The 21,484-nt window shown below is 70.6% G+C and carries 19 protein-coding genes; 8 read left to right on the forward strand and 11 right to left on the reverse strand.

The annotated features are described in order from the left end of the window. Positions 1 to 14: 14 nt before the first annotated feature. The 3 genes from AB0H78_RS11315 to AB0H78_RS11325 are packed head-to-tail and all read left to right on the forward strand — an operon-like array spanning position 15 to position 1,742. A complete protein-coding gene (locus tag AB0H78_RS11315) occupies positions 15 to 836 on the forward strand; it encodes a trypsin-like peptidase domain-containing protein (protein ID WP_363234021.1) in 822 nt (273 codons plus the stop codon). A 29-nt stretch (positions 837 to 865) separates the two neighbouring features. Further along, positions 866 to 1,276, forward strand: a complete 411-nt coding sequence (locus AB0H78_RS11320) for a VOC family protein (RefSeq protein WP_363234022.1) — start codon at positions 866 to 868, stop codon at positions 1,274 to 1,276. Between the two features lie 37 nt (positions 1,277 to 1,313). Then, positions 1,314 to 1,742, forward strand: coding sequence for an ankyrin repeat domain-containing protein (locus AB0H78_RS11325; protein ID WP_363234023.1), 429 nt, complete (start codon positions 1,314 to 1,316; stop codon positions 1,740 to 1,742). On the opposite strand, the gene AB0H78_RS11330 is transcribed toward AB0H78_RS11325, so the two are convergent. Then, positions 1,720 to 2,418 carry a response regulator transcription factor gene (locus AB0H78_RS11330; protein ID WP_363234024.1) on the reverse strand — a complete coding sequence of 233 codons (699 nt, stop codon included), beginning with the start codon at positions 2,416 to 2,418 and terminating at the stop codon, positions 1,720 to 1,722. The genes AB0H78_RS11325 and AB0H78_RS11330 overlap by 23 nt on opposite strands. Beyond that, complete coding sequence (locus tag AB0H78_RS11335) at positions 2,415 to 3,725, reverse strand: PspC domain-containing protein (RefSeq protein WP_363234025.1); 1,311 nt, start codon at positions 3,723 to 3,725, stop codon at positions 2,415 to 2,417. Before AB0H78_RS11335 ends, AB0H78_RS11330 begins: the two co-directional genes overlap by 4 nt. Positions 3,726 to 3,855: 130 nt before the next feature. On the opposite strand from AB0H78_RS11335, the gene AB0H78_RS11340 reads away from it, so the two are divergent. Together AB0H78_RS11340 and AB0H78_RS11345 are read left to right on the forward strand one after the other, a co-directional pair. After that, positions 3,856 to 5,130: a PspC domain-containing protein gene (locus AB0H78_RS11340; RefSeq protein ID WP_363234026.1), complete on the forward strand. Its 1,275-nt coding sequence runs from the start codon at positions 3,856 to 3,858 to the stop codon at positions 5,128 to 5,130. After that, on the forward strand, positions 5,117 to 5,407 hold the full coding sequence (locus AB0H78_RS11345) for a hypothetical protein (protein ID WP_363234027.1): 291 nt from the start codon (positions 5,117 to 5,119) through the stop codon (positions 5,405 to 5,407). Before AB0H78_RS11340 ends, AB0H78_RS11345 begins: the two co-directional genes overlap by 14 nt. Here the strand turns inward: AB0H78_RS11345 and AB0H78_RS11350 are convergent. The 3 genes from AB0H78_RS11350 to AB0H78_RS11360 form a co-directional block, all read right to left on the reverse strand. Beyond that, positions 5,314 to 5,826 (reverse strand): DoxX family protein, encoded by a 513-nt coding sequence (locus AB0H78_RS11350; RefSeq protein ID WP_363234125.1) that lies wholly within the window; start codon positions 5,824 to 5,826, stop codon positions 5,314 to 5,316. The genes AB0H78_RS11345 and AB0H78_RS11350 overlap by 94 nt on opposite strands. Before the next feature lie 152 nt (positions 5,827 to 5,978). Then, positions 5,979 to 7,250: a hypothetical protein gene (locus tag AB0H78_RS11355; protein WP_363234126.1), complete on the reverse strand. Its 1,272-nt coding sequence runs from the start codon at positions 7,248 to 7,250 to the stop codon at positions 5,979 to 5,981. 155 nt (positions 7,251 to 7,405) lie between these two features. Then, positions 7,406 to 8,200, reverse strand: a complete 795-nt coding sequence (locus tag AB0H78_RS11360) for a class II aldolase/adducin family protein (protein ID WP_363234127.1) — start codon at positions 8,198 to 8,200, stop codon at positions 7,406 to 7,408. 47 nt (positions 8,201 to 8,247) lie between these two features. Here AB0H78_RS11360 and AB0H78_RS11365 point away from each other — a divergent pair, with 47 nt between their 5' ends. Next, on the forward strand, positions 8,248 to 8,667 hold the full coding sequence (locus tag AB0H78_RS11365; RefSeq protein ID WP_363234029.1) for a cupin domain-containing protein: 420 nt from the start codon (positions 8,248 to 8,250) through the stop codon (positions 8,665 to 8,667). Between the two features lie 84 nt (positions 8,668 to 8,751). Here the strand turns inward: AB0H78_RS11365 and guaA are convergent, their stop codons facing one another. Continuing rightward, positions 8,752 to 10,338 (reverse strand): glutamine-hydrolyzing GMP synthase, encoded by a 1,587-nt coding sequence (gene guaA / locus AB0H78_RS11370; RefSeq protein ID WP_363234031.1) that lies wholly within the window; start codon positions 10,336 to 10,338, stop codon positions 8,752 to 8,754. 304 nt (positions 10,339 to 10,642) lie between these two features. Here guaA and AB0H78_RS11375 point away from each other — a divergent pair, with 304 nt between their 5' ends. After that, positions 10,643 to 10,921 carry a chorismate mutase gene (locus AB0H78_RS11375; RefSeq protein WP_363234033.1) on the forward strand — a complete coding sequence of 93 codons (279 nt, stop codon included), beginning with the start codon at positions 10,643 to 10,645 and terminating at the stop codon, positions 10,919 to 10,921. Between the two features lie 521 nt (positions 10,922 to 11,442). Here the strand turns inward: AB0H78_RS11375 and AB0H78_RS11380 are convergent. Beyond that, positions 11,443 to 13,086, reverse strand: a complete 1,644-nt coding sequence (locus tag AB0H78_RS11380; protein ID WP_363234034.1) for an LPXTG cell wall anchor domain-containing protein — start codon at positions 13,084 to 13,086, stop codon at positions 11,443 to 11,445. Positions 13,087 to 13,333: 247 nt separating this feature from the next. Between AB0H78_RS11380 and AB0H78_RS11385 the strand changes: the two genes are divergently transcribed. Next, positions 13,334 to 14,353, forward strand: a complete 1,020-nt coding sequence (locus AB0H78_RS11385; protein ID WP_363234035.1) for a hypothetical protein — start codon at positions 13,334 to 13,336, stop codon at positions 14,351 to 14,353. Between the two features lie 69 nt (positions 14,354 to 14,422). Here AB0H78_RS11385 and AB0H78_RS11390 read toward each other — a convergent pair whose 3' ends face one another. From AB0H78_RS11390 to AB0H78_RS11405, 4 genes are all read right to left on the reverse strand, one after another. After that, positions 14,423 to 16,231, reverse strand: a complete 1,809-nt coding sequence (locus AB0H78_RS11390) for a GMC family oxidoreductase (RefSeq protein ID WP_363234036.1) — start codon at positions 16,229 to 16,231, stop codon at positions 14,423 to 14,425. Positions 16,232 to 16,252: 21 nt separating this feature from the next. After that, positions 16,253 to 17,860, reverse strand: coding sequence for a succinic semialdehyde dehydrogenase (locus tag AB0H78_RS11395; protein ID WP_363234037.1), 1,608 nt, complete (start codon positions 17,858 to 17,860; stop codon positions 16,253 to 16,255). 142 nt (positions 17,861 to 18,002) lie between these two features. After that, on the reverse strand, positions 18,003 to 19,652 hold the full coding sequence (locus AB0H78_RS11400) for a serine/threonine-protein kinase (protein WP_363234038.1): 1,650 nt from the start codon (positions 19,650 to 19,652) through the stop codon (positions 18,003 to 18,005). A gap of 119 nt (positions 19,653 to 19,771) precedes the next feature. After that, positions 19,772 to 21,439 (reverse strand): serine/threonine-protein kinase, encoded by a 1,668-nt coding sequence (locus tag AB0H78_RS11405; protein ID WP_363234039.1) that lies wholly within the window; start codon positions 21,437 to 21,439, stop codon positions 19,772 to 19,774. Positions 21,440 to 21,484: the final 45 nt, after the last annotated feature.

Consider the following 21,484-nt stretch of genomic DNA (forward strand, 5'->3'; position numbering starts at 1 on the left):
TGTGGAAACTCTGGTTGACGACACTGACCCTGTGCGCGGCCCTCTGCCCGCCCCAGCAGCCTCCCCAGCGGCCCTACTGGACCGCAGACCGCATGGCCACGGCCACGCCCCTCGACTCCGTGCCGAGCGCCTCATCCGCGCCCCGCGCCTCGCCTGCCGTCAACGGCACGTACTTCAAAGGCATCCCTCCGGTCGGCACCTTTTTCTTCGACTCCCCGGCCGTCGGCACCGGCACCACGTCCTGCACCGGCAGCGTGGTCCACAGCCCCACCCGGGACCTGATCCTCACCGCGGCCCACTGCGCCCGCCCCCTGCGCGCGGCGCACCACCGCGTCTTCGTCCCCCAGTACCGCTACGGCGCCCCGGCCACCGCCCAGCCCTACGGCGTCCACCCCGTCACCGCCCTCTTCACCGACCCCGGCTACCCCCGTGACACGGACCTGGACGTCGCCTTCGCCCGCGTGGCCGCCCCCGTCGAGCAGAGGACCGGCGCCCTCACCCTCACCGCGACGACCACCTACACCCAGCGCGTCACCGTCATCGGCTACCCCTCCAGCCCCAAGATCAACAGAAGCCACCAGCCCATCACCTGCACCGCCCCCACCACCCGCCTCCCCGGCCACCACCAGCTCCAAATGGTCTGCGGCGGCTTCTACGGCGGAGTCTCCGGCGGCCCCTGGATCACCTCCTACGACCCGGCCACCCGCACCGGCACGGTCATCGGCGACACGGGCGGCCACGAGACGGGCGGCCGCGTCCACTGGATCAGCTACGCCCCGGTGTTCGGCCACGCCGCCCTGGCCCTCTACGCACGCGCGGTCGCCGCCGGCCGATGAGTTTCCCCGCGCGAAGGAGTCCCCGCTTCATGACAGACAACGAGAAGTCCCCCGACGCCATCCCCGTCAGCATCACCGGAATCGGGTCGGTCGCCGTCCCCGTGGCCGACCAGGGCCGCGCCCTGAAGTTCTACGCGGACCTCCTCGGCCTGGAGCTGCGCCGCGACGCCGACACGGGCAACGGCTGGCGCTGGCTGGAGGTCGCCCCCGCGAACGCCATGACCTCCGTCGCCCTGATCCCCACCCGCGAGGACATCCCCACCGGCATCGACACGGGCATCCGGCTCCTGACCCCCGACGCCGCCTCCGCCCACGCGGCGCTGCTGGCCCACGGAGCGGACGTGGACGAGGAGATCACGCGCTGGGGCGGCGGCGTACCGCCGATGTTCTCCGTACGGGACCCCGACGGAAACAAGCTGGTGATCGTCGAGAGCCGCTGACGGGCTGACGGCCGTCTCCCGGGCTAGCGTCACGTGCATGAACCGCAGAAAGCAGAAGAAGCTGGCCGACAAGCTCGTCTGGGCCGCGATGTCCCACGACGTCAAGCAGGTCAAAGTCCTGCTGAAGGCCGGCGCCGACCCGGACGCGCCCGACGTGGACGGCGAGACACCGCTGTACGCGGCCGCCGTGCAGGGCGCCGCGGAGAACGTCCGCCTGCTTCTCGCCGCCGGCGCCTCCCCCGACGCCCAGAGCTCGGGCCCCGGCTCGGAGGGCACCCCGTTGTGCGCGGCCGCGTGCTGGGGCGAGCTCGATGTCGTACGGGCACTGCTCGCCGGTGGCGCCGACCCGGATCTGCGCGAGGACGACGGCACCGGCAGGACAGCTCTGGAATGGGCGGAGGCCGGGCCTCACCCGGAGACCGCGGACCTCCTGCTCGCCGCCGTCAGACCAGTCGCCGTGCCGTAGCCCAGCGGGTCAGCTCGTGGCGGTTGGAGAGCTGCAGCTTCCTGAGCACCGCCGAGACGTGCGACTCGACGGTCTTCACGGAGATGAAGAGCTGCTTGGCGATCTCCTTGTAGGCGTAGCCGCGCGCGATCAGCCGCAGCACCTCGCGCTCGCGCTGGGTGAGGCGGTCCAGGTCCTCGTCGACCGGCGGTGCGTCGGTCGACGCGAACGCGTCGAGGACGAAGCCCGCGAGCCGCGGCGAGAACACCGCGTCGCCGTCCTGCACCCGGAAGATCGAGTCGACCAGGTCGGTGCCGGTGATGGTCTTGGTGACGTAGCCGCGCGCACCGCCCCGGATGACACCGATGACGTCCTCGGCGGCGTCCGACACGGACAACGCCAGGAAACGCACCGGGCGTTCGGCGTCCGACATCATCGCGGCGCTGCGCCGCAGCACCTCCACCCCGCCGCCGCCCGGCAGATGCACGTCGAGCAGGACGACCTCGGGGCGGGTGGCCGTGATGACGGTGACCGCCTGGTCGACGTCGGCCGCCTCACCGACGACCTCGACGCCCGTGGTCTCGGTCTGCCCGATCTCGGCCTGGACGCCCGTGCGGAACATCCGGTGGTCGTCGACGAGGACGACCCGAACCCGGCGCTCCTCGGCGGCAGTTGCTTCACTCTTGGACTCGGTCATGCTCGCTCCATCTCCAGTTCCACCACGGTGCCGCCCTCGGGCGCGGAACGCAGGCTCGCCGTACCGCCGTGGCGCTGCATCCGGCCGATGATCGATTCTCGTACGCCCATGCGGTCGTCGGGTACGGAGTCCAGATCGAAGCCGGGTCCCCTGTCCCGTACCGACACGAAGACCGTGCGGCCCTCGACCTCCGCGAAGACCTGCACCGCCCCGCCCTCGCCACCGTACTTGGCGGCGTTGACCATCGCTTCCCGCGCGGCCTGCATCTGTGCGGTCAGTTTCTCGTCGAGCGGGCAGTCGCCGACGACCACCACTTCGAGCGGGACGCCGTGCTTGTCCTCGACCTCGGCCGCGGACTTCTTCACGGAGTCGGCCACGGTCGCCGGCTCCTCGTCGGCGTCCTTGCCCGTGCCCTCCGGTTTGTAGAGCCAGGCGCGCAGTTCGCGCTCCTGGGCGCGGGCGAGCCGGCGCACTTCCCCGCCGTCGTCCGCGTTGCGCTGGATGAGGGTCAGCGTGTGCAGCACCGAGTCGTGCACATGCGCCGCCACTTCGGCCCGCTCCTGCGCCCGGATGCGCATCAGCCGCTCCTGCGAGAGGTCCTGTGTCATCCGTACGATCCAGGGCCCGGCCAGCAGCGCGATGCCCGCGAGGACGGCGAGCGTGGCGGTGAGCAGATTGCCGAGCTGGGCGGCCGAGCCCTGGATGACGATGAAAGCGGTGAAGCCCGTGCCCACCAGGGCCACGCCCGCCAGCCCCCGGGCCAGCGGCAGCAGCCTGCTGCTGCGGCCGACGGCGGTCCAGTGGGCGCGGCGCGAGTTGTCGACCTGGCGCCAGACCAGGACGACGCCCGCGCCGATGAGCAGCGCGGGCCAGATGTAGGGGCTGGCGTCGCCGCCCACGGAGACGTTCTGGCCGAAGATGACCCCGCCGATGATCAGCGCGATGAGCGCGACGATCTGGCCCTTGTCGGGCTTGCGGAGCAGCCTGCGGCGCCCGTCCGCGGTCCGGTCCTCCTCGGATTCGTACGCGGCGCGCGGCGCGTCCACCCCGCCGATGCCCAGCGGCACCACGAACCAGAAGGCGACGTACAGCAGCGCGCCGAGCCCCTCCAGGGTGAACAGCACGATGAAAGCGGCCCGGACCCAGGCGACGGGCACCCCGAGGTGACCGGCGAGACCGCGCGCGACGCCGCCGAGCATCCGGCCCTCGGCGCTGCGGTAGAGCTTGCGCAGCGGTGCGTCCTCCGGGGACTCGGAGGACGCGGCGCGTTCGGCTCGGTCGGCGCGAGGCGGGGCAACTGGCGGCATGCACCGATCGTCACACGTACGGGCAGGTAGGGGCATCAGGGATGTCCCCCGGGTTCGCTCCGCGAATATCAGGGGCCGCCCAGGGTCGCCCTGTCCCCCACACGCCCCCGTCGCCCGTCACCATGTACGTATGACGGACCAGCAAGCCGAAGCGGAAGCCCGGCCTCAGCCCCAGCTGCGCCGCCACCGCAGCAACAAGGTGGTCGCCGGGGTGTGCGGCGGGCTCGGCCGGCACTTCGACCTCGACCCGGTGATCTTCCGGGTCGCGCTCGGCGTGCTCGCCGTGACGGGCGGCATCGGCCTGATCTTCTACGGCTTCGCCTGGCTGCTCGTCCCGCTCGACGGCGACGACGAGAACGAGGCCCGCCGCCTGCTGACCGGCCGTGTCGAGGGCGCGTCGATGATGGCGGTGCTCTTCGCGCTGGTCGGCTGCGGCCTGTTCCTCTCGATGCTGGGTTACGTCTCCGTACTGGTCTTCGCCGCCCTGCTGAGCCTGGCCGTCGCGGGCTCCTCCGTCTGGTCCCAGCGCCGCCGCCTGGCCGCGCCCGAGACGCTGGACACCATGACCGCGTCGACGGTCGCGGACGCCCCGCCGGAGACGAAGGCCCCGCCGGCCCCCGGCGGTCCCTCCTGGTGGCGGGACCCGATCGTCAAGGACGGCACGACGGGCCCGGTGGGCTCCGGCTATCTGTGGGGCCCGGCGGACACCCCTCAGGACGTGGTGCCCACGTCCCACCAGAAGCCGTCCCGCCGCACCCCCGCGGCGGCACGCGGCCCGCGCGGCATCGGCGGCCGCGTCTTCCTCTTCGCCCTGCTCGCGGCCTGCCTGGGCACGGGCATCGCCTGGAACCAGCAGCCGCTCGGCACGGCCCTGCAGATCGGCTTCGCCTGCGCACTGGCGGTCTTCGGCATCGGCTTCGTGATCAGCGCGTTCGCCGGCCGTACGGGCGTGGGCACGATCGTCCTCTCCCTCATCACAGCAGGGCTCCTCGCGGGCGCGTCGGCGATCCCCAAGGACGTCTCCACGGACTGGGCGCATACGGAGTGGAAGCCGGCGGCGGTCACGGCGGTCGAACCGGAGTACCGCATCGGCTCGGGCGACGGCCTGCTGGACCTGAGCACGCTGAAGATCCCCTCCGGGACGACGGTGACGACGAAGGCGGAGGTGGGCGCGGGCCGCATCAAGGTCCTCGTACCGAAGAACGCGACGGTGAAGCTGACGGTCGACGTGGGCCTGGGCGACATCCAGATCCCCGGCGAGAACAAGAACGACTTCGACGTCTCGCCCGGCCAGTACAAGCAGATGACGCTGACCCCGCCCACAGGAACCCCCTCGGGCGGCACCATCGACCTCGACCTGAAGGTCAGCCTCGGACAGGCGGAGGTGGCCCGTGCCGCACTGTGAGCAGCACCGCAGCGCATACCGCCACGACTTCAGGCCCGGCAAGCTGTTCGCGGGCCTGGTCCTGATCGCGGTGTCCGTCGCCTACCTGGGCGATGCGGGCGACGCGTGGAGCACCCCGTCCGGGGTCGGGGCTCCGGCGGTGGTCGCCGGTCTGGTGGTGGCGGGCGGACTGAACTGGATCGCCTACAGGCTGCGCCGCCGGCGGACGGCCAGGATCGCGTCGAGCGAGAGCAGCGGTGTCCCGGCGAGCACGAGCGGCAGCCAGGCCATCAAGTAGGCGAGGTCGTTCCCGTAGTAGTACGGGGTGGTCTGCCAGCTCACGGTCAGCCAGAGCGAGAGCGAGATCAGCGCACCCCCGAGGGCGGCGAGCCGCCCGAAGAGCCCGAGCAGAATGCCGACGCCGACGGCGAGTTCACCGAAGGCGATGGCGTAGCCGAACCCGGCGGGGTTCTTCAGCGCGAGGTCGACGAGGGCGGGGATCGCGGCGCTGTCGCGCACGTTGGTCATCAGCTCGCCGATGGAGCCGGCTCCCGTGGTGTGGAAGAAGGCGTTGTCGGTGAGCTTGTCGATGCCCGCGTAGACGAAGGTGATGCCGAGAAAGAGGCGCAGCGGCAGCAGCGAGTACCGCCGGGCGACCGCCCGCCAGCCTTCCGACTCCTGGATCCCTCCGAGGGGTGTGGTGGTGCCGCCGTCCATCCGATAACCGTGAACCATGACAGGTCCCACCTCTCCGCTCGCCCGGTCTGCAGGCACGATTCTCCCTGCGGGTCTCGAATAGGGATACGTATGGCGCGGCGTTCGGACTCATTCGCACGCGCCCCCCGCCCGGCAAGCGGCCTGCGGCCGCTTCAGTCGGTCACGTCGATCGTGTGGGGGGCCGTCTCCAGGCCCGCCGCCGTCACCACCCGCACGTCGACCACCCCCGGCTCCACCTCCACCGGCACCGGCACGGTCAGCACCGTGTCCGTAGGGTTCGCGAACCCGCCCACCACCGGCACCAGCGGCACATGCACATGCACCGCCCCGATCCGCACCACCATCCGCGCCAGCCGCTCCGGCGTCTGCGCCCCCGGCGGCACGAACCCCGCACCGCGGATCTCGATGTCGTCGCCGGTCCGGATCGGCGCGTCCAGATCCCCGGCCTCCCGGGCCCGCACCACGGAAAGCACCACGGGCCGCCCGCCCTCCGCGTACTTCCCCGCGAAGTACGTGAGCGCCGACACCGCCACCACCAGCGCGAGCCCCCACGGCAGATCGGGCAGCTGCTCGGGCCGCCGTGCCAGCCGTACGAGGGCGAACACCAGGCCCACCCCGCTCACCAGCACGTACTGCACGTCCGTGAAGCTCCCGCGCCCCGAGTCGTCGGTCAGCAGATCGGCGGCGCGCGGCCGGTCGGCCCGTACCTTCTGGAGCTTCTGCGCATGCACGCGTACGCCCACGACCCGCCGCACGACCACCGCGACCGCACAGACCAGCGCCAGCACGGTCACCACACCGGCGCCCCGCGCGATCTCCATCCCGTCGATCAGCGCGTCCCGTTCACCGTGCCCGGAGGCCTGCGCCAGCTCAAGGGCGAGCACGAGCACGGCGAAGACGACGACCAGCACCCACACCCCCGCGACCGCACGCGAGGTGGAAAGGCGGTTGTCCTCCCCGACGACCGGGGCGAGCACCCCGCCCCGCGCCCGGTGCACCCACGCCGCGCCGGTCAGGAGTCCGCCCACCACCACGGCGGCGACAAGACCGGCCGTACGGGCAGCCGACCACCCGGCCCCGATGGCCGTCGCGGTCTGCACGATCACCAGGGCGAGCACGGCGCCCCACACCACGAACACCGTTCGCCGCCACACCAGTTGAGGCCACGCCTCACCGGCCTCGCGGCTCCGCTCGGCCACCGCGCGCGCGGACTGCGTCAGCTCGTCCGACACCCACTGCCGCGAGGCCCCCGCCGAGTGCGCGACGGCCCCCGGCAGCCCCTGCCCGGCAGCGAGTTCGTCCCGCTTCACCAGGAACGCGGCGACCGCGCGCCGATGCCCCTCGCGCGCCCCGTGCGGGCAGTCGCCGCACGTGCAGCCACCGCTGTGCCGCTCGCCGCTCTGCCTTGCTTCCTGCACCGCCACGAAGAACGCCGCCTTCCCCACCCCGATGAAACCCAAACGCGGACTTCAACAACCGTCCGTCGCAGGCGAATTGTGCCGTACGGAGGGAGCGCCCCACGCAGCAGGTCAGCTCAGCCGGGGTGATTGACGTTCCATCAGGTTGACGAAGAAGCACATCACGAGGGAAGCATCTCCACCCACCGGCGCCAGAGCGGCTGGTAGTTGATCCACGCCACAAGATCGCTCCCCAGCTGATCCCTGGTGGCCAGAGCCTTCTTCGGGTCGATCAGCACCGGCCGCCCCGCCCCCCGGGCCGCCAGCTGCACCTGCGCGCACCGCTCCATGCTGATGAACCACCAGGCCGCCGCATCCACCGAATCCCCGACGGTCAGCACCCCGTGATTGCGCAGGACGACGGCCTTGTACGCGCCGAGGACGGCCGCGATCGCCCGTCCCTCCTCCTCGTCCACGACGACACCCGTGTACGCGTCGTACAGCGCGTGGTCCTCGAAGAACGCGCACGCCTCCTGGGTGTACGGCTCGATCAGCCCGCCCAGCGCGGCAAGCGCCCGCCCGTACAGCGAGTGGCTGTGGGCGACGGCGACGACGTCGGGCCGGGCCCGGTGCACCTGGGCGTGGACGGCGAAAGCCGCCTGATTGACGTGCCGGCGCCCTTCGACGACCTGCCCGTCGCCGTTGACGAGCACGAGGTCGCCGACCTGCACGTGTGCGAAGGGCAGCCCGAAGGGATTGACCCAGTAGCAGTCGTCGAACTCCGGGTCGCGCGCGGTGATATGCCCCGAGACGCCCTCCTCGTACCCGTACTCCCCGAAGATTCTCAGCGCCCCGGCGAGCCGTCGCTTCCGGTACGCCCGCTCGTCCTCGACGTTCTCGTGGACGGGCGGCAGCGCGAATTCGAGCTGCTCGACAGGTATGGGGGCGGGGCCGGACGCGGGGCCGGGCGCGGGCATCTCAGTCATGGGCGCAAGCTACCTGCGGTTACGGCAGCATGGAATGCATGGCATCCGACCTTTCCGAACTGATCGAACTTCTCGGCCTGCAGCCCCACCCCGAGGGCGGCTGGTACCGCGAGACCTGGAAGACCTCGGCCACGGGCACTCCCGCGGGCTATCCGGGCCCGCGCGCGTACGCGACCGGCATCTACTTCCTGCTCCACCCCGGCGAGATCTCACGCCCGCACACGGTCCGCTCGGACGAACTGTGGCTCTGGCATCGGGGCGGCCCGCTGCGCCTGACGATCGCGGGCGAGGAACACGTCCTGGGCCCGGACGTGGCCAAAGGCGAGCTGCCCCAACTCCTCGTCCCCGCAGGCGCGTTGCAGTCGGCGGAGCCGGCGGGCGGCACGGAGCCGACCCTGGTCAGCTGCATCGTGTCCCCGGGCTTCGACTTCGAGGACTTCACGATGGAACCGGAGTAGACCGGAACAGAACCGGAGCAGATACGACTGTGCCGCCGCCCGCACACGGCGGGCGACGGCACAGTCGCGTAAAACGATGGGGAATTACTCCCACTCGATGGTGCCCGGCGGCTTGCTCGTCACGTCGAGCACCACCCGGTTCACATCGGCCACCTCGTTGGTGATGCGCGTCGAGATCTTCGCGAGCACGTCGTACGGCATTCGCGTCCAGTCCGCCGTCATGGCGTCCTCGGACGAGACAGGACGGAGCACGATCGGGTGCCCGTACGTCCGCCCGTCGCCCTGCACGCCCACCGAGCGCACATCGGCGAGCAGCACGACGGGGCACTGCCAGATCTCGCGGTCGAGACCGGCCGCCGTCAGCTCCTCGCGGGCGATGGCGTCGGCCTCGCGCAGCAGGTCGAGCCGCTCCTTGGTCACTTCACCGACGATGCGGATCCCGAGGCCGGGGCCCGGGAACGGCTGGCGCTGGACGATCTCGTCCGGCAGCCCGAGCTGCTGGCCGACCATCCGGACCTCGTCCTTGAAGAGCTGGCGCAGCGGCTCGACGAGCTCGAACTCGATGTCGTCGGGGAGCCCGCCCACATTGTGGTGGGACTTGATGTTGGCGGTGCCGGTGCCGCCGCCGGACTCGACGACGTCCGGGTACAGGGTGCCCTGCACCAGGAAGGCCACGTCCTCGCCGCCCTCGGCGATGATCTCGGCCTGCGCCTGCTCGAAGACGCGGATGAACTCGCGCCCGATGATCTTCCGCTTCTGCTCCGGGTCACTGACCCCGGCGAGCGCGTCCAGGAAGCGCTTCTCGGCGTCGACGACCTTGAGCTGCACGCCCGTGGCCGCGACGAAGTCCTTCTCGACCTGCTCGGTCTCGCCCTGGCGCATCAGCCCGTGGTCGACGTACACACAGGTCAGCTGGGAGCCGATGGCCTTCTGTACGAGGGCCGCGGCCACCGCCGAGTCGACGCCGCCGGAGAGCCCGCAGATGGCGCGCTTGGTGCCGACCTGCTCGCGGATGAGGGCGACCTGCTCCTCGATCACGTTGCCGGTGGTCCAGGTCGGCTCGATGCCCGCTCCCCGGTAGAGGAAGTGCTCCAGGACCTGCTGGCCGTGCGTGGAGTGCATGACCTCGGGGTGGTACTGGACCCCGTACAGCCGCTTCTCGTCGTTCTCGAAGGCGGCGACCGGCACGACGTCCGTGGACGCCGAGACGATGAAGCCCTCGGGGGCCGCGCTGCACGCGTCGCCGTGCGACATCCACACCTGCTGGTCGGCGGGGGTTCCCGCGAAGAGGGTGGAGTCGCCCTGGGAGACGGTGAGCTCGGTACGGCCGTACTCGCGGGCCCCGTTGTCGTCGACGGTGCCGCCCAGGGTGGTGGCCATGAGCTGGAAGCCGTAGCACATCCCGAAGACCGGGACCCCGGCCTCGAAGAGCGCGCGGTCGACGGTCGGGGCGCCTTCCGCGTACACGGAGGACGGACCACCGGAGAGGATGATCGCCTTCGGGTTCCTGGCCAGCATCTCGGCCACGGGCATCGTGCTGGGCACGATCTCGCTGTAGACCCGCGCCTCACGGACGCGACGGGCGATGAGCTGGGCGTACTGCGCGCCGAAGTCGACAACGAGGACTACGTCCGGGCTGCTGTCGGGGGCGGCGGGGGGTGCTGCTGGCACGGGGGCGGCCTTCCGGCGATGCAAAGGGGGCTGTGTTTGTCGATTCTAACGGCCCGCGGACATCGGACTTGTCTCAGTCTCCGAAGCCCCGCCATACTGACCCCATGCACAAGCACCTCACGCACGCCTCGACGTATGGCGTCTTTACCTATGGCACCGGGCCCACCGGCTGCCATGGTCGTGCTGCTTGAGCAACTAGCCAGCAACTTCCCAGGCGCCCCGGGCCGACAAGGTCCGGGGCGTCTGCTGCATTCCGGACCTGGTCGGTCAGGGGACACCCCTCTTCCCACCAGGAGCCACGGACATGACGACGACGACCAGCACCGAGAGCACCGAGAGCACCGAGACGCTCATCGCCGACGCCCGCACCCGTATCGACGCGATGGACGACAGGATCATCGGCCTGATCCAGGAACGGATGGCCGTCTCGGCCGTCATCCAGGAGGCCCGTATGACGTCGGGCGGCCGCCGGGTGAACCTCTCGCGCGAGATGGAGGTCCTCAGCCACTACAGCGACGCGCTGGGCAAGCCGGGCACGTCGCTGGCGATGACGATGCTGGAGCTGTGCCGGGGCCGTATCTGACCCCGCGCGGGCTGCCCCCGGCCCCCGTATCTGCGTTCGGACACCGCCCCCACCCGTATGGCGCGTGACCGCCCCACGGCCTCTTCGTTGGTCCGGGCGAACACCACGCGTGGCTTCGCTGGGGCGTGAGACGTACTGCACGTGCGTCGTGGGACCTCGCCCCAGCAATCGTGACCGGACGGCAGGGGACAGCAGCCCGGTCACACAGAAAAAGGCGGTCGGCTCCGGGGACGCCCGGTGCCGACCGCCCCAGTGCGGGATCCGGTCCAAACGGTTGCGCAGGCTGCCGCCGATCCAGCACGATGCAGAGACAACCCCCGTACTGCGCACCCCAGTTGCCAAAGGTCGAGACCAGCCGCGCGCCCCTTGTGCGCCGGGTGGCCGACCCGGCGCACAGAAACAGCGGCGCGACCCCCCGGCGCCGCGCATCGGCACCGGCGCTGCCCTGACGTCGGTGCTGTACGCCAAGGGCCCCGCGGAGGCGATTCCGCGGGGCCCTTCGCTACGTCACGTACCGGCGACTACGCCTTGCGCCTGCGCGCGACGACGTACAGCGCACCGCCCGCGGCGAGCGCGAAAGCGGCGGCGCCCATCGGGAGCAGCGACGAGGAACCGGTGGAGGCGAGGGAGCCGCCGCCGCTGTTGGTCGTGGTGTTGGTGTTGCCGCCGGTGGTGGACGAGGTGGTGGCACTGGCCGTCGGGGACGGGGTGGCCGAGGCGCTGGGGGCAGGCTTCGGGGTGCCGTTGATGATCAGCTGGGCGGTGTTGTTCGAGGCGTCGGCCTCGAAGGGGAGCTTCGGCTGCTGCAGGTACGGGTTCCGTACGGTGACCGCACCCTTGGCGTCCTTCACCACCTTGTTGATCTTCAGCTCGAAGGGCAGCGCGAAGTCGGCACCGTCGAGGACCATGGACGAGGTGAGGCAGAAGTAGCGGGGCGCGCCGAGCTCCTTCTCGCGGTACTCGCCGGCCGCGGTGCGGGCGGCGCAGCCCTCGGGCTTCTTGGTGACCTCGGCGCCGGCCGGGACGGTGAAGTCGACGGTCGCCACGGATTCACCGGAGCGCAGGTACGCGATCCAGGCGGGCCCCTTGTTCCGGAAGCCCACCTTCGTCTTGACGGTCGCGCCCGCCTTGCCGGTGACGACGTCGCCGTACGCCCGGAAGTCGGCCTTGTTCGCGGTCAGGAAGTCGAACTCCTGCTGGTTGTCCCAGGGGTCGAGGTCCGAGGACCGCGGGGAGATCTTCTTCTGGACTGCGGTGAGGAGCGGCGCCGCGTTCGACCGCCACTTCACGCCCGTCGTGTCCTCCTCGATCCGGTAGATGAAGCCCTCGATGTACGCGTGGTCGGTGGCCTTGATGCCGAGCGACGAGCTCAGGTCATAGACCGTGCCCGCCTTGTACGTACCGGGGAAGTGGCACTGCACGTCGGTTCCGGCACCGAAGGCGTCGTCCTTGGAGTACTCGCAGTTGCCGTACTTCTCGGCGAACTCAAGGCCGTGCGAGGCCTTCAGGGTGAGCAGAACGCCCTCCGCGTCCGCGGTGCCGTTGTTGGCGAAGGAGAGCGTGCCCCGCTGGATCTGCCCCGGCTTCATCGCCTGCTTCAGCGGCAGCTTCTTCATGACGAGGTCGGGGCCGCCGACGGTCACCTCGGTCGAGAAGGAGGTGAAGGTCGCGCCGTCCGCCTTGCCGGTCACCTTCATGGTGCCGGAGGCGCCGAGCTTGCTGCCCTTGGCAGCGGTGACCTTGACGCGGGCGGCAGCGCTGAGGCCCGGCCAGATGCCGCTGTCCGTGCAGACGGCGGTCGCGCCGGTGACTTTGCAGTCGGCGTTGGACGCCTCGCCGTCGAAGGCGATGTCGGCGACGCCGGCAAGACCGCTCAGGTCGAAGGTGACGGTGTAGTCGCCCTGGTAGGCACCGTTCTCCATGTCCTGGCTGGGGTTGTAGAGCCTGACGTCGAAGCTGCTCGCCTTCGGCGCCCCGCTGTCGGGATACGGGTGGACGGCGACCGTGTCCTCACCACTCAGCGTGAAGACGGGGGCGGCGGCGGAGGCGGGGGCGGCCGACGCCGAAGCGCCCGGCGTGACCGTATCGGCGAAGGCAGAAGCACCGCCGCCCGCACCGACGGCTATCAACCCTGCTGCGGCAACTACAAGGGAAAGGCGTCTCATCACGGCTCTCTGGGTTCGACGGGACCTGTGCGACTGCTGTGACCGCAGCGGCACAGATACGACCCGGAGGCGGCGGCGAAGGTTGTGCACCACGTGATGTGACCGGCGTCACATAAAAATTCTGTGAGAGCGGACGCAACCATTCCTCTCCTTGGCGGGTCTTCTTTGCGCAACCCCGGCCCCGCCCGTGTCCCCCAAACCCCGGTAAGGCCTCTCCACTCCGCATGAAGACATCAGAGGTCTCCGCATGAAGCTCCGCCACTCCCTGGCCATCGCGGCCGCGGCCGCCGTCATAGCACCCGCCGCCGTTCTGGGCGCGCCGTTCGCGTACGCCGACGAGGCCCCGGGTTCCACCGAGTCCTCCCCGGCCGCGACCGCGAGCGCCGAGGTCACGCCTTCCGCCTCCGCGTCGGAGTCGGCCCCGGCCGCCACCGAGAGCGCGTCGCCGTCCGCGTCCGAGACGACTCCCGCCCCCGGCGCCACGGCCGCCGCGCCCTCCACGTCAGCCTCTGCCTCGGCCTCCGCTTCGGCCTCCGCCTCGGCGAGCAGCACGCCTTCCGCCGAGCCGACCGACTGCCCCGTCGACGAGGACGGCGCCGACATCGGCTCCGCGCTGGAGATGAGCATCCACGGGCTGCCGGGGAAGATCGTCGCCGGCAGCGGCTGGCACTCGTTCTCGCTGCGGGCGACCAACACGTCCAAGCAGGACCTCGGCGCCGTCCAGTGGGCGCTCTTCATGGACAACGACTCGATGAGCGACGACGAGAACGCCTGGCTGAGCACCTTCGCCCAGCTTCAGTACTGGGACGCCGACGCCAAGACCTGGACGTCGATGCCCGCCGATTTCGGCAACGGCATCTTCATCGGTGAGACCACGCTCGCCGCGAAGCAGTACGTCGACCTCAAGCTGCGCGTGAACATCGGCGCGAAGGCCCCCAAGGGCGACGGCTACACCCTTGGCCTCGGCGGATACGTCGACGCCGCCATGAACTGCTTCCACACCGCCTACAGCGAGTGGGACTTCACGGTGCTCGCACCGGGCAGCGACAACGAGGAGCCGGGAGAGGCGACGCCCGGCAAGGGCGACGACGAGGGCAAGAAGCCGCAGGGCGGCACCACTTCGGAGATCCCCGCGTCCGGCAGCCTCGCCGAGACCGGTTCGTCCTCCATGGTCCCCGCCATCGGGATCACGGGCGGCCTCGCCGTCGCGCTCGGCGCCGGTGCGCTGGTCGTCGTGCGTCGGCGTAAGGGCGCTTCCGCCGCGTAACGCCAAAGACTCACGAAGAGCGCTGCACTCGGAGGGGGGTGCAGCGCTCTTCGTGTGTCCGCTCGCGGGTTACTTCTTCGGCGGGATCGGCGGGATCGCTACGAACGGGAGCTTCAGCGCTCCGAAAGCCTCCGCCGGGACCGCGGGCGACACCGGCTCCACCGCCGCCAGGCGCTCGTACGCCTCTCCCTGCGACGGCCGCTTGTCCGCCTCGCCCTTGTTCGGCCAGAACGACATCGCGCGCTCCGCCTGTGCGGTGATCGTCAGGGACGGGTTCACGCCCAGGTTCGCGGAGACCGCAGAGCCGTCCACCACCGAGATGCCGGGGTGGCCGTAGAGCCGGTGGTACGGGTCGATCACGCCCTCCTCCGGGGTCGCGCCGATCGGGCAGCCGCCCAGGAAGTGGGCGGTGAGCGGGGTGCCCATCAGCTCGCCGACGTTCGAGCCCGCGAAGCCGTTGATCTCCTTGGCCATCAGGGTCGCCGCGCGTGTGGCCGCCTCGATCTGGTTCGGGTTCGGGGCGCCGTGGCCCTGCTTGGCCGTGAGCAGGCCCTTTCCTACGCCGCCCGGCTTGCGGTACGTCGTCAGGGAGTTGTCCAGGGACTGCATGACCAGGCCGATGATCGTGCGCTCCGACCAGCGGCGGTTGGAGAGCGAACGCACCATCAGGAGCGGGTGCTTGGCGGCGCCGCCCAGCCAGCCGCGTACCCGGTTCGCGCTGTAGGGGACCTGGAGGATGGTCATCAGGCCCATCGCGTTCGAGCCCTTGCCGTAGCGGACCGGCTCGATGTGGGTGTCCTCGTCCGGGTGGATGGAGGAGGTGATGGCCACGCCGCGCCAGAAGTCGGCCTTCGCCTTGCCGTGTTTCCTGGCGTAGCGGCGGTCCGTCGTCTGGGAGCCCACCAGCGCCTCGGAGTTGGTGCGGGTCAGTTCACCGAGCTTGGCGGAGATGCGCGGGAGGCCGCCCGTGTCCTTCATCGTGTGGAGCAGGGTCTGCGTGCCGTACGTGCCTGCCGCCACGATCACCTGGCGGGCGCGAAGCACGCGCGGGGTGGACTTCTTCTTGTCCGTGGGGACGGTGGTGACCGTGTAGCCGCCATCGGTGTGGTCGGCGATCGCGGTGACCGAGGTGAGGGGGTGGATCACCGCGCCCGCCTTCTCGGCGAGGTAGAGGTAGTTCTCGTTGAGGGTGTTCTTCGCGCCGTGGCGGCAGCCCGTCATGCACTCGCCGCACTCGGTGCAGGCCTTGCGGGTCGGGCCCGCGCCGCCGAAGTACGGGTCATCGACTGCCGCTCCCGGCTTGGCCTTTGACGTACCGTCAGAGTCTTTTCCGTCGCCGAAGAAGACCCCCACCGGCGCCATGTGGAAGCTGTCGCCGACCCCCATCTCCTGCGCCGTCGCCTTCAGGTGCACGTCGGAGGGGGTCATCGTCGGGTTGAGGCGTACGCCCAGCATCCGCTTCGCCTGGTCGTAGTACGGGGAGAGCTCCGCCTGCCAGTCGGTGATCGACGCCCACTGGCGGTCCTTGAAGAAGGGCTCCGGCGGGACGTAGAGGGTGTTGGCGTAGTTCAGCGATCCGCCGCCGACGCCCGCGCCCGCGAGCACCATGACGTTGCCGAGGAGGTGCACGCGCTGGATGCCGTACAGGCCGAGCGCCGGGGCCCAGAGGTAGTTCTTCAGGTCCCAGGAGTTCTTGGGGAGGGTGCCGGGGGTGAAGCGGCGGCCCGCCTCCAGGACGCCGACCCGGTAGCCCTTCTCGGTCAGCCGCAGCGCGGAGACCGAGCCGCCGAAGCCGGAGCCGACGATCAGTACGTCGTAGTCGTACTCGGCGTCGTCATCGGCCGCCGCCTCGTTCTGGGCAGAGCTCTCCTGGGACATTGACTCTCCTCGATCACAGAATTAGCGGAGGCGCAAGGCCTTCATTGCCTTCAGGCTGCGGGTCATGAACGCCGCGTACTTCTCGTCCGTCATCCCGAAGGACGGCGCCATCGGCATGATCCGCTGGTGGGCGACCGTCTGCGCCTCGGTGTACTTGAGGATGCCCTCGGAACCGTGCCGGCGGCCGAGGCCCGACTGCTTCATGCCGCCCATCGGGGACTGCACGCTGCCGTAGGCGGGCGCGTACCCCTCGTTGATGTTGACCGTGCCGGTCTGGAGGCGGGCGGCGACCGCGTGACCGCGCTTGGCGTTCTTGGTCCAGACGCTCGAATTCAGGCCGTACGGCGTGCCGTTGGCCTCCTCGATCGCCTTGTCCTCGTCGGAGAAGCGGTAGATCGAGACGACCGGGCCGAAGGTCTCCTCGGTGCAGACCGCCATCGGCGCCTCGACGCCTTCGAGGATCGTCGGCTCGTAGAAGAGCGGGCCGATGTCGGTGCGGTGCACACCGCCCGCGACCAGCTTCGCGCCCTTGGCGACCGCTTCCTCGACGTGGCCCTTGACGGCCGCCAACTGGCGTTCGCCGACGAGGGATCCCATGTCGGCGCCGTACGAGAGCGAGGTGCCCAGGCGCATCGCCTTGGTGCGTGCGGCGAAACGCTCGACGAACTCGTCGGCGATCGACTCGTGGACGTACAGCCGTTCGATGGAGATGCAGAGCTGACCGGCCGAGGAGTAGCAGGCGCGGACCGCGCCGGCCGCCGCCTTCTCGATGTCGGCATCCGCGAGGACGAGCATGGCGTTCTTGCCGCCGAGTTCGAGGGATACGCCGACCAGGCGGGCGGCCGCGCCCTGCGCGACCTCGCGGCCCGTGCGGGTGGAACCGGTGAAGGAGACGTAGTCCGCGTGCTTGACCAACTCGGGCCCCACGACCGGGCCTTCACCCAGGACGACCTGGAAGACCTCGGGCGGCAGACCCGCCTCGATGAGCAGGTCGCGCGCCCACAGGGCGGTCAGCGCCGTCTCGGTGTCGGGCTTCATCACGACCGCGTTGCCGGAGACGAAGGCCGGGAGCGCGTCGCCGACCGAGAGCTCGAAGGGGTAGTTCCAGGGGGCGATCTGGCCGACGACACCGCGCGGCTGACGCAGCTCGGTGACCTTGGTGAGGGTGGGGACCGCGCCCGTGTGGCCCTTCGGCTTGAGGTAGGACGAGGCCTTGCGGCCGTAGTGGCGGGCGGAGACGACGACCGCCTGGACCTCTTCGTGCGCGTGCAGGCGGGCCTTGCCGGTCTCCAGCTGGATGAGGTCGAGGACCTCCGACTGGCGGGCGAGCACCAGGTCGTGGAAGCGCAGCAGGACGGCGGCGCGGGTGCGGACGGGCGTGGCCGCCCAGACGGCCTGCGCGGCGCGGGCGCGGTCGAAGGCCGTCGCCACGTCCTCGGGGGTGGACTCGGGCAGGTCGGCCAGCTTCTCCCCGGTGAAGGGGGTGTGGTTGACCGTACGGCCGCTGCCGACGACACCGCGCGTGAGCTGGGCGACCACCTCCGGGGTGACCACGTCGGCCGCGGTGCGTGCACCTGCGGGTGCGGGAGCTGTCGGGTTGGTGCCGAGGGCAGCCTGCGAGTCCGTCATGGGGCGAGGTTATGCCTCGGTGGAGGCTTTGGGTACCCACTGGTAATAGGTTTTCAGGGTCCCCACAAAACGCGCCAGTGATCAATGGCGGGATAAGCCCTGATCAGGGGCTTGTCCCGCCATCGGGGTCACCACCGGGCTGTCACAATTCGTCGATGTCGAAGTTCGCGACGACCTCGGAGAAGAGCTTGTCGCCCTCCTTCGCGGCCCATCCCTCGGCGGGGCCGGTGACGCGCAGCCGCCAGTAGACCGTGGTGCCCGTCTTGCCGGGGACGATGAGCTCGTGGAAACGGTGCGGGACCGGGTTGTCGCCGGAGGTCGAGTAGTTGTCGAAGTCGGTGATCAGCTCGGAGGCGTCGTGGCCCTGGTGCTTGACCTTCTTGAGGTCCACCGTGGCCTTGCCGATGTCCGTGCCGTTGCGGCCGCCCTTCTCGTAGAAGGCCTTCCAGGTCTCGCCCTCGGGGCCCATCGCGTCCTTGGTCACCGCCGTGTCGACCCGCTCCACGTAGACGGAGAAGACATCGCTGGGGTCGTAGTACGTGATGTTGGGATCGCTGGTGTCCTGCACGCGCCTGTAGTCCTTGGGCACGGCGATGTCCGCCTTGAGCACCTCGCTCTCCGGGCGCACCAGGAAGCCGCCCGGGGTCCCACCGCCGCCGAAGGGGTTGGCGAAGATCAGGACGAGGGCGACGGCGATCGCGAGGACGGCCGCGCCCAGTCCGTACTGGGCCTTGCGGTTGCGGTGCAGGACGGGCGGGACCCAGAGGGCCGTCATACCGGTGGCGCCCGTCGCCCCGCCGGCTCCTCCGTACACCTGTGTCGCTGCGAGCGCGGCCGCGGCCGGCGGGCGCGCCACCGATTCGAGGGTCTCGCGGATCTCGGCGGTGCTCGGTCGCTCCGCCGGGTTCTTGCGGAGCAGCCGCATGACCAGAGTGCCGAAGGCGCCGGAGCCGCGGGCGGGCATCTGCGGCTCGGCCGAGAGCACGGCCTGGAGGGTGGAGGGGACGTGCGAGCGCCGGTACGGGGACATGCCCTCGACCGCCGCGTACAGGACGACGCCGAGCGACCAGAGGTCCGACTCGGGGCCCGGACGCTGGCCCAACACCCGCTCAGGGGCGATGAATTCGGGGGACCCGACGAACGCGCCGGTCTCGGTGAGACCCTGCTCGCCCTCGACCTGCGCGATGCCGAAGTCGGTGAGGACGACGCGGTCGCCGCGGCCCAGAAGGACGTTGTCGGGCTTGACGTCGCGGTGCAGTACGCCTGCTTCGTGCGCGGCGGTGAGCGCGCCGAGGACGGCGAGGCCGATGCGGGCGGCTTCGGTGACGTCCAGGGTGCCTTCCTGGAGGCGGTCGCCGAGGGAGTGGCCGCGCACCAGCTCCATGACGATCCAGGGCTTGGCGTCCTCGATGACCACGTCGTGCATCGTCACGACGGAGGGGTGGTCGATACGGGCGGCGGCGCGGGCCTCGCGCTGCATGCGCAGATAGACGTTCTCGCGTTCGCGGGCGGGAAGGCTCTCGGGGACCTGGGGTTCCTTGATGGCCACATCGCGGTCCACGACCTCGTCGTGCGCCCGCCAGACCGTGCCCATGCCGCCGTGACCGAGGCGCGACAGGAGGCGGTAGCGGCCGCCGATCAGACGGCCTGCGGACGGGTCCTGGGGCGTGGGCGCCACTTGGGTCGCCTCGTACGGGGTGCTGCTCTGCGGAGGCACCTGGGCGCCGTTCGGCTCCGGCGGGCGAAGGCCGTAACTCGTGGGCTCGTTGGCCCGTCCCCCATCGTTGGTCATGGGGCCATCTTTACGGGTCGTGGTCTGCGAACACCACTGTGAGCGGCGAGGGGATACAGACCCGTGACAACTCGGCCACCATCTCGGCCGACAGCCAAGCCGTCGAGTCCGCCGTCGACTCAGCCTGAAACGACGAAGGATCCGACGGCGGTGTCGAAGTACCGCTTCGCATCGGCGGCCTTGCTCACGGGGGCCGAGACCCAGACGTTGTACGTGCGGCCGTTCTCCGCCCAGCAGAGTTCGAAGGTCCTGCGCGGGCCTTCGGCCTCGCTGAAGCCGTCCCAGGTGAACTCAAGGGTGGCGGCGGGAAATCCGTTGTGGGTGGTCGAGGTGACCTTGTTGTCGCGGTAACCGGGGTTGGCGTCGGGGCCACCGCTGTCCTCGAAGCGCGTCAGTTCGAGCGGGCTGGTGTCGGTCTTCCCCTGATCGAGGACGCCGATACGGAAGACCTCGCCCGGGGTCTTGTAGAAGACGCGCTTGCCGTCGGTGGAACGGACGCTGTCCGCGGGGACCGTGACCGTGAAGCCTGTCCGGTCGGTGACCGTGCGGTAGCCGCCGGTGGGGACCGTGCGGCTCGGTTCGGGGGACGGGGCGGCGGACGGGGGCGGAGAGGAGAGCGTCGTCGTCTTCGGGCTCGGAGTCGGGCTCGGCGTCGGGGTCGGGGTCGGCGTCCCGGCAGGTGCTTGGCTCTGGGTGGACTTCCCGTCCGTGTGACTGTCGCCGTCGCCGCCGAAACTCGAACTCAGAGCCGCTGCGGCGATCCCGGCCCCCACCAGCACCGCCGCCACCACGGTCACGGCGATCCGGCGTCTGCGCTTGCGCGGCGTCGATGACGACGCCGGGGCGGTGGCCTCGGGCGGCGCCAGCACGTACGACGTCGAGGTCGGCGCCGGGGCCGAGGTCGGGGCCGACGTCACGGTCTGGGTCGGGGTCTGGGCCTGGGCCTGGGCTGCGGTCGCAGGCACCGCCCCCGTCGCCAGATACGCGTTCAGCAGCCGCACCGCCTCCGCCGCACCGAGCCTGCGCTCCGGGTCACGCTCCAGCAGCCCCTGTACGACAGGGAGCAGCGGCCCCGCCGCCTCGGGCGGCCGGATCTCGTCGTTGACGACCGCGTGCAACACCCCGCCCAGGGAGTCGCGGTGGAACGGGGACTTGCCGCTCAGTGCCGTACAGAGCAGCACACCCAGCGACCAGAGGTCGGAGGCGGGCCCGGTCCGGCCGCCCTGCATCCGCTCGGGGGCGGTGTATTCGGGCGAGCCGACGAACGCGCCGGTCGAGCTGATCGTCGTCGAGCCGGAGAGCTGCGCGATCCCGAAGTCGGTGAGGACGGCCCGGCCGTCCTCCTCGATGAGGACGTTGGCGGGCTTGATGTCGCGGTGCAGCACGCCGCGCGCATGGGCGGCGGCGAGCGCGCCCAGCAGGTCGATTCCGATACGGGCGGCCTCGGCGGGCGCGAAGGGCCCCTGCGCGGAGAGCCGGTCGGCGAGCGAGCCGCCGAGCACCAACTCCATGACGATATAAGGGCTTTCACCCTCGATGACCACCACGTCATGGACGCCGATCACATGCGGATGCTTGATCTGGGCGACCACCCGCGCCTCGCGCAGAGCGGACGCGGCGGCCTCGCCCGAATCGAGATGGAGCTCCTTGACGGCGACCTCACGCCCGAGCAATTCGTCGGTCGCCCGCCACACCGTGCCCATGCCGCCGCGGCCGATTCGGCTGCCGATGCGGTAACGCCCGGCAATCAGACGGCTGTTGTGCGACTCGTGTGACTCGTGTGACATAACCGCTCCCCCGGACATTGCCCTGCACCCCATCATTCCGCACTA

Origin of the sequence: Streptomyces sp. NPDC050738 (assembly GCF_040654175.1) — a bacterium.
Lineage (GTDB): Bacteria > Actinomycetota > Actinomycetes > Streptomycetales > Streptomycetaceae > Streptomyces.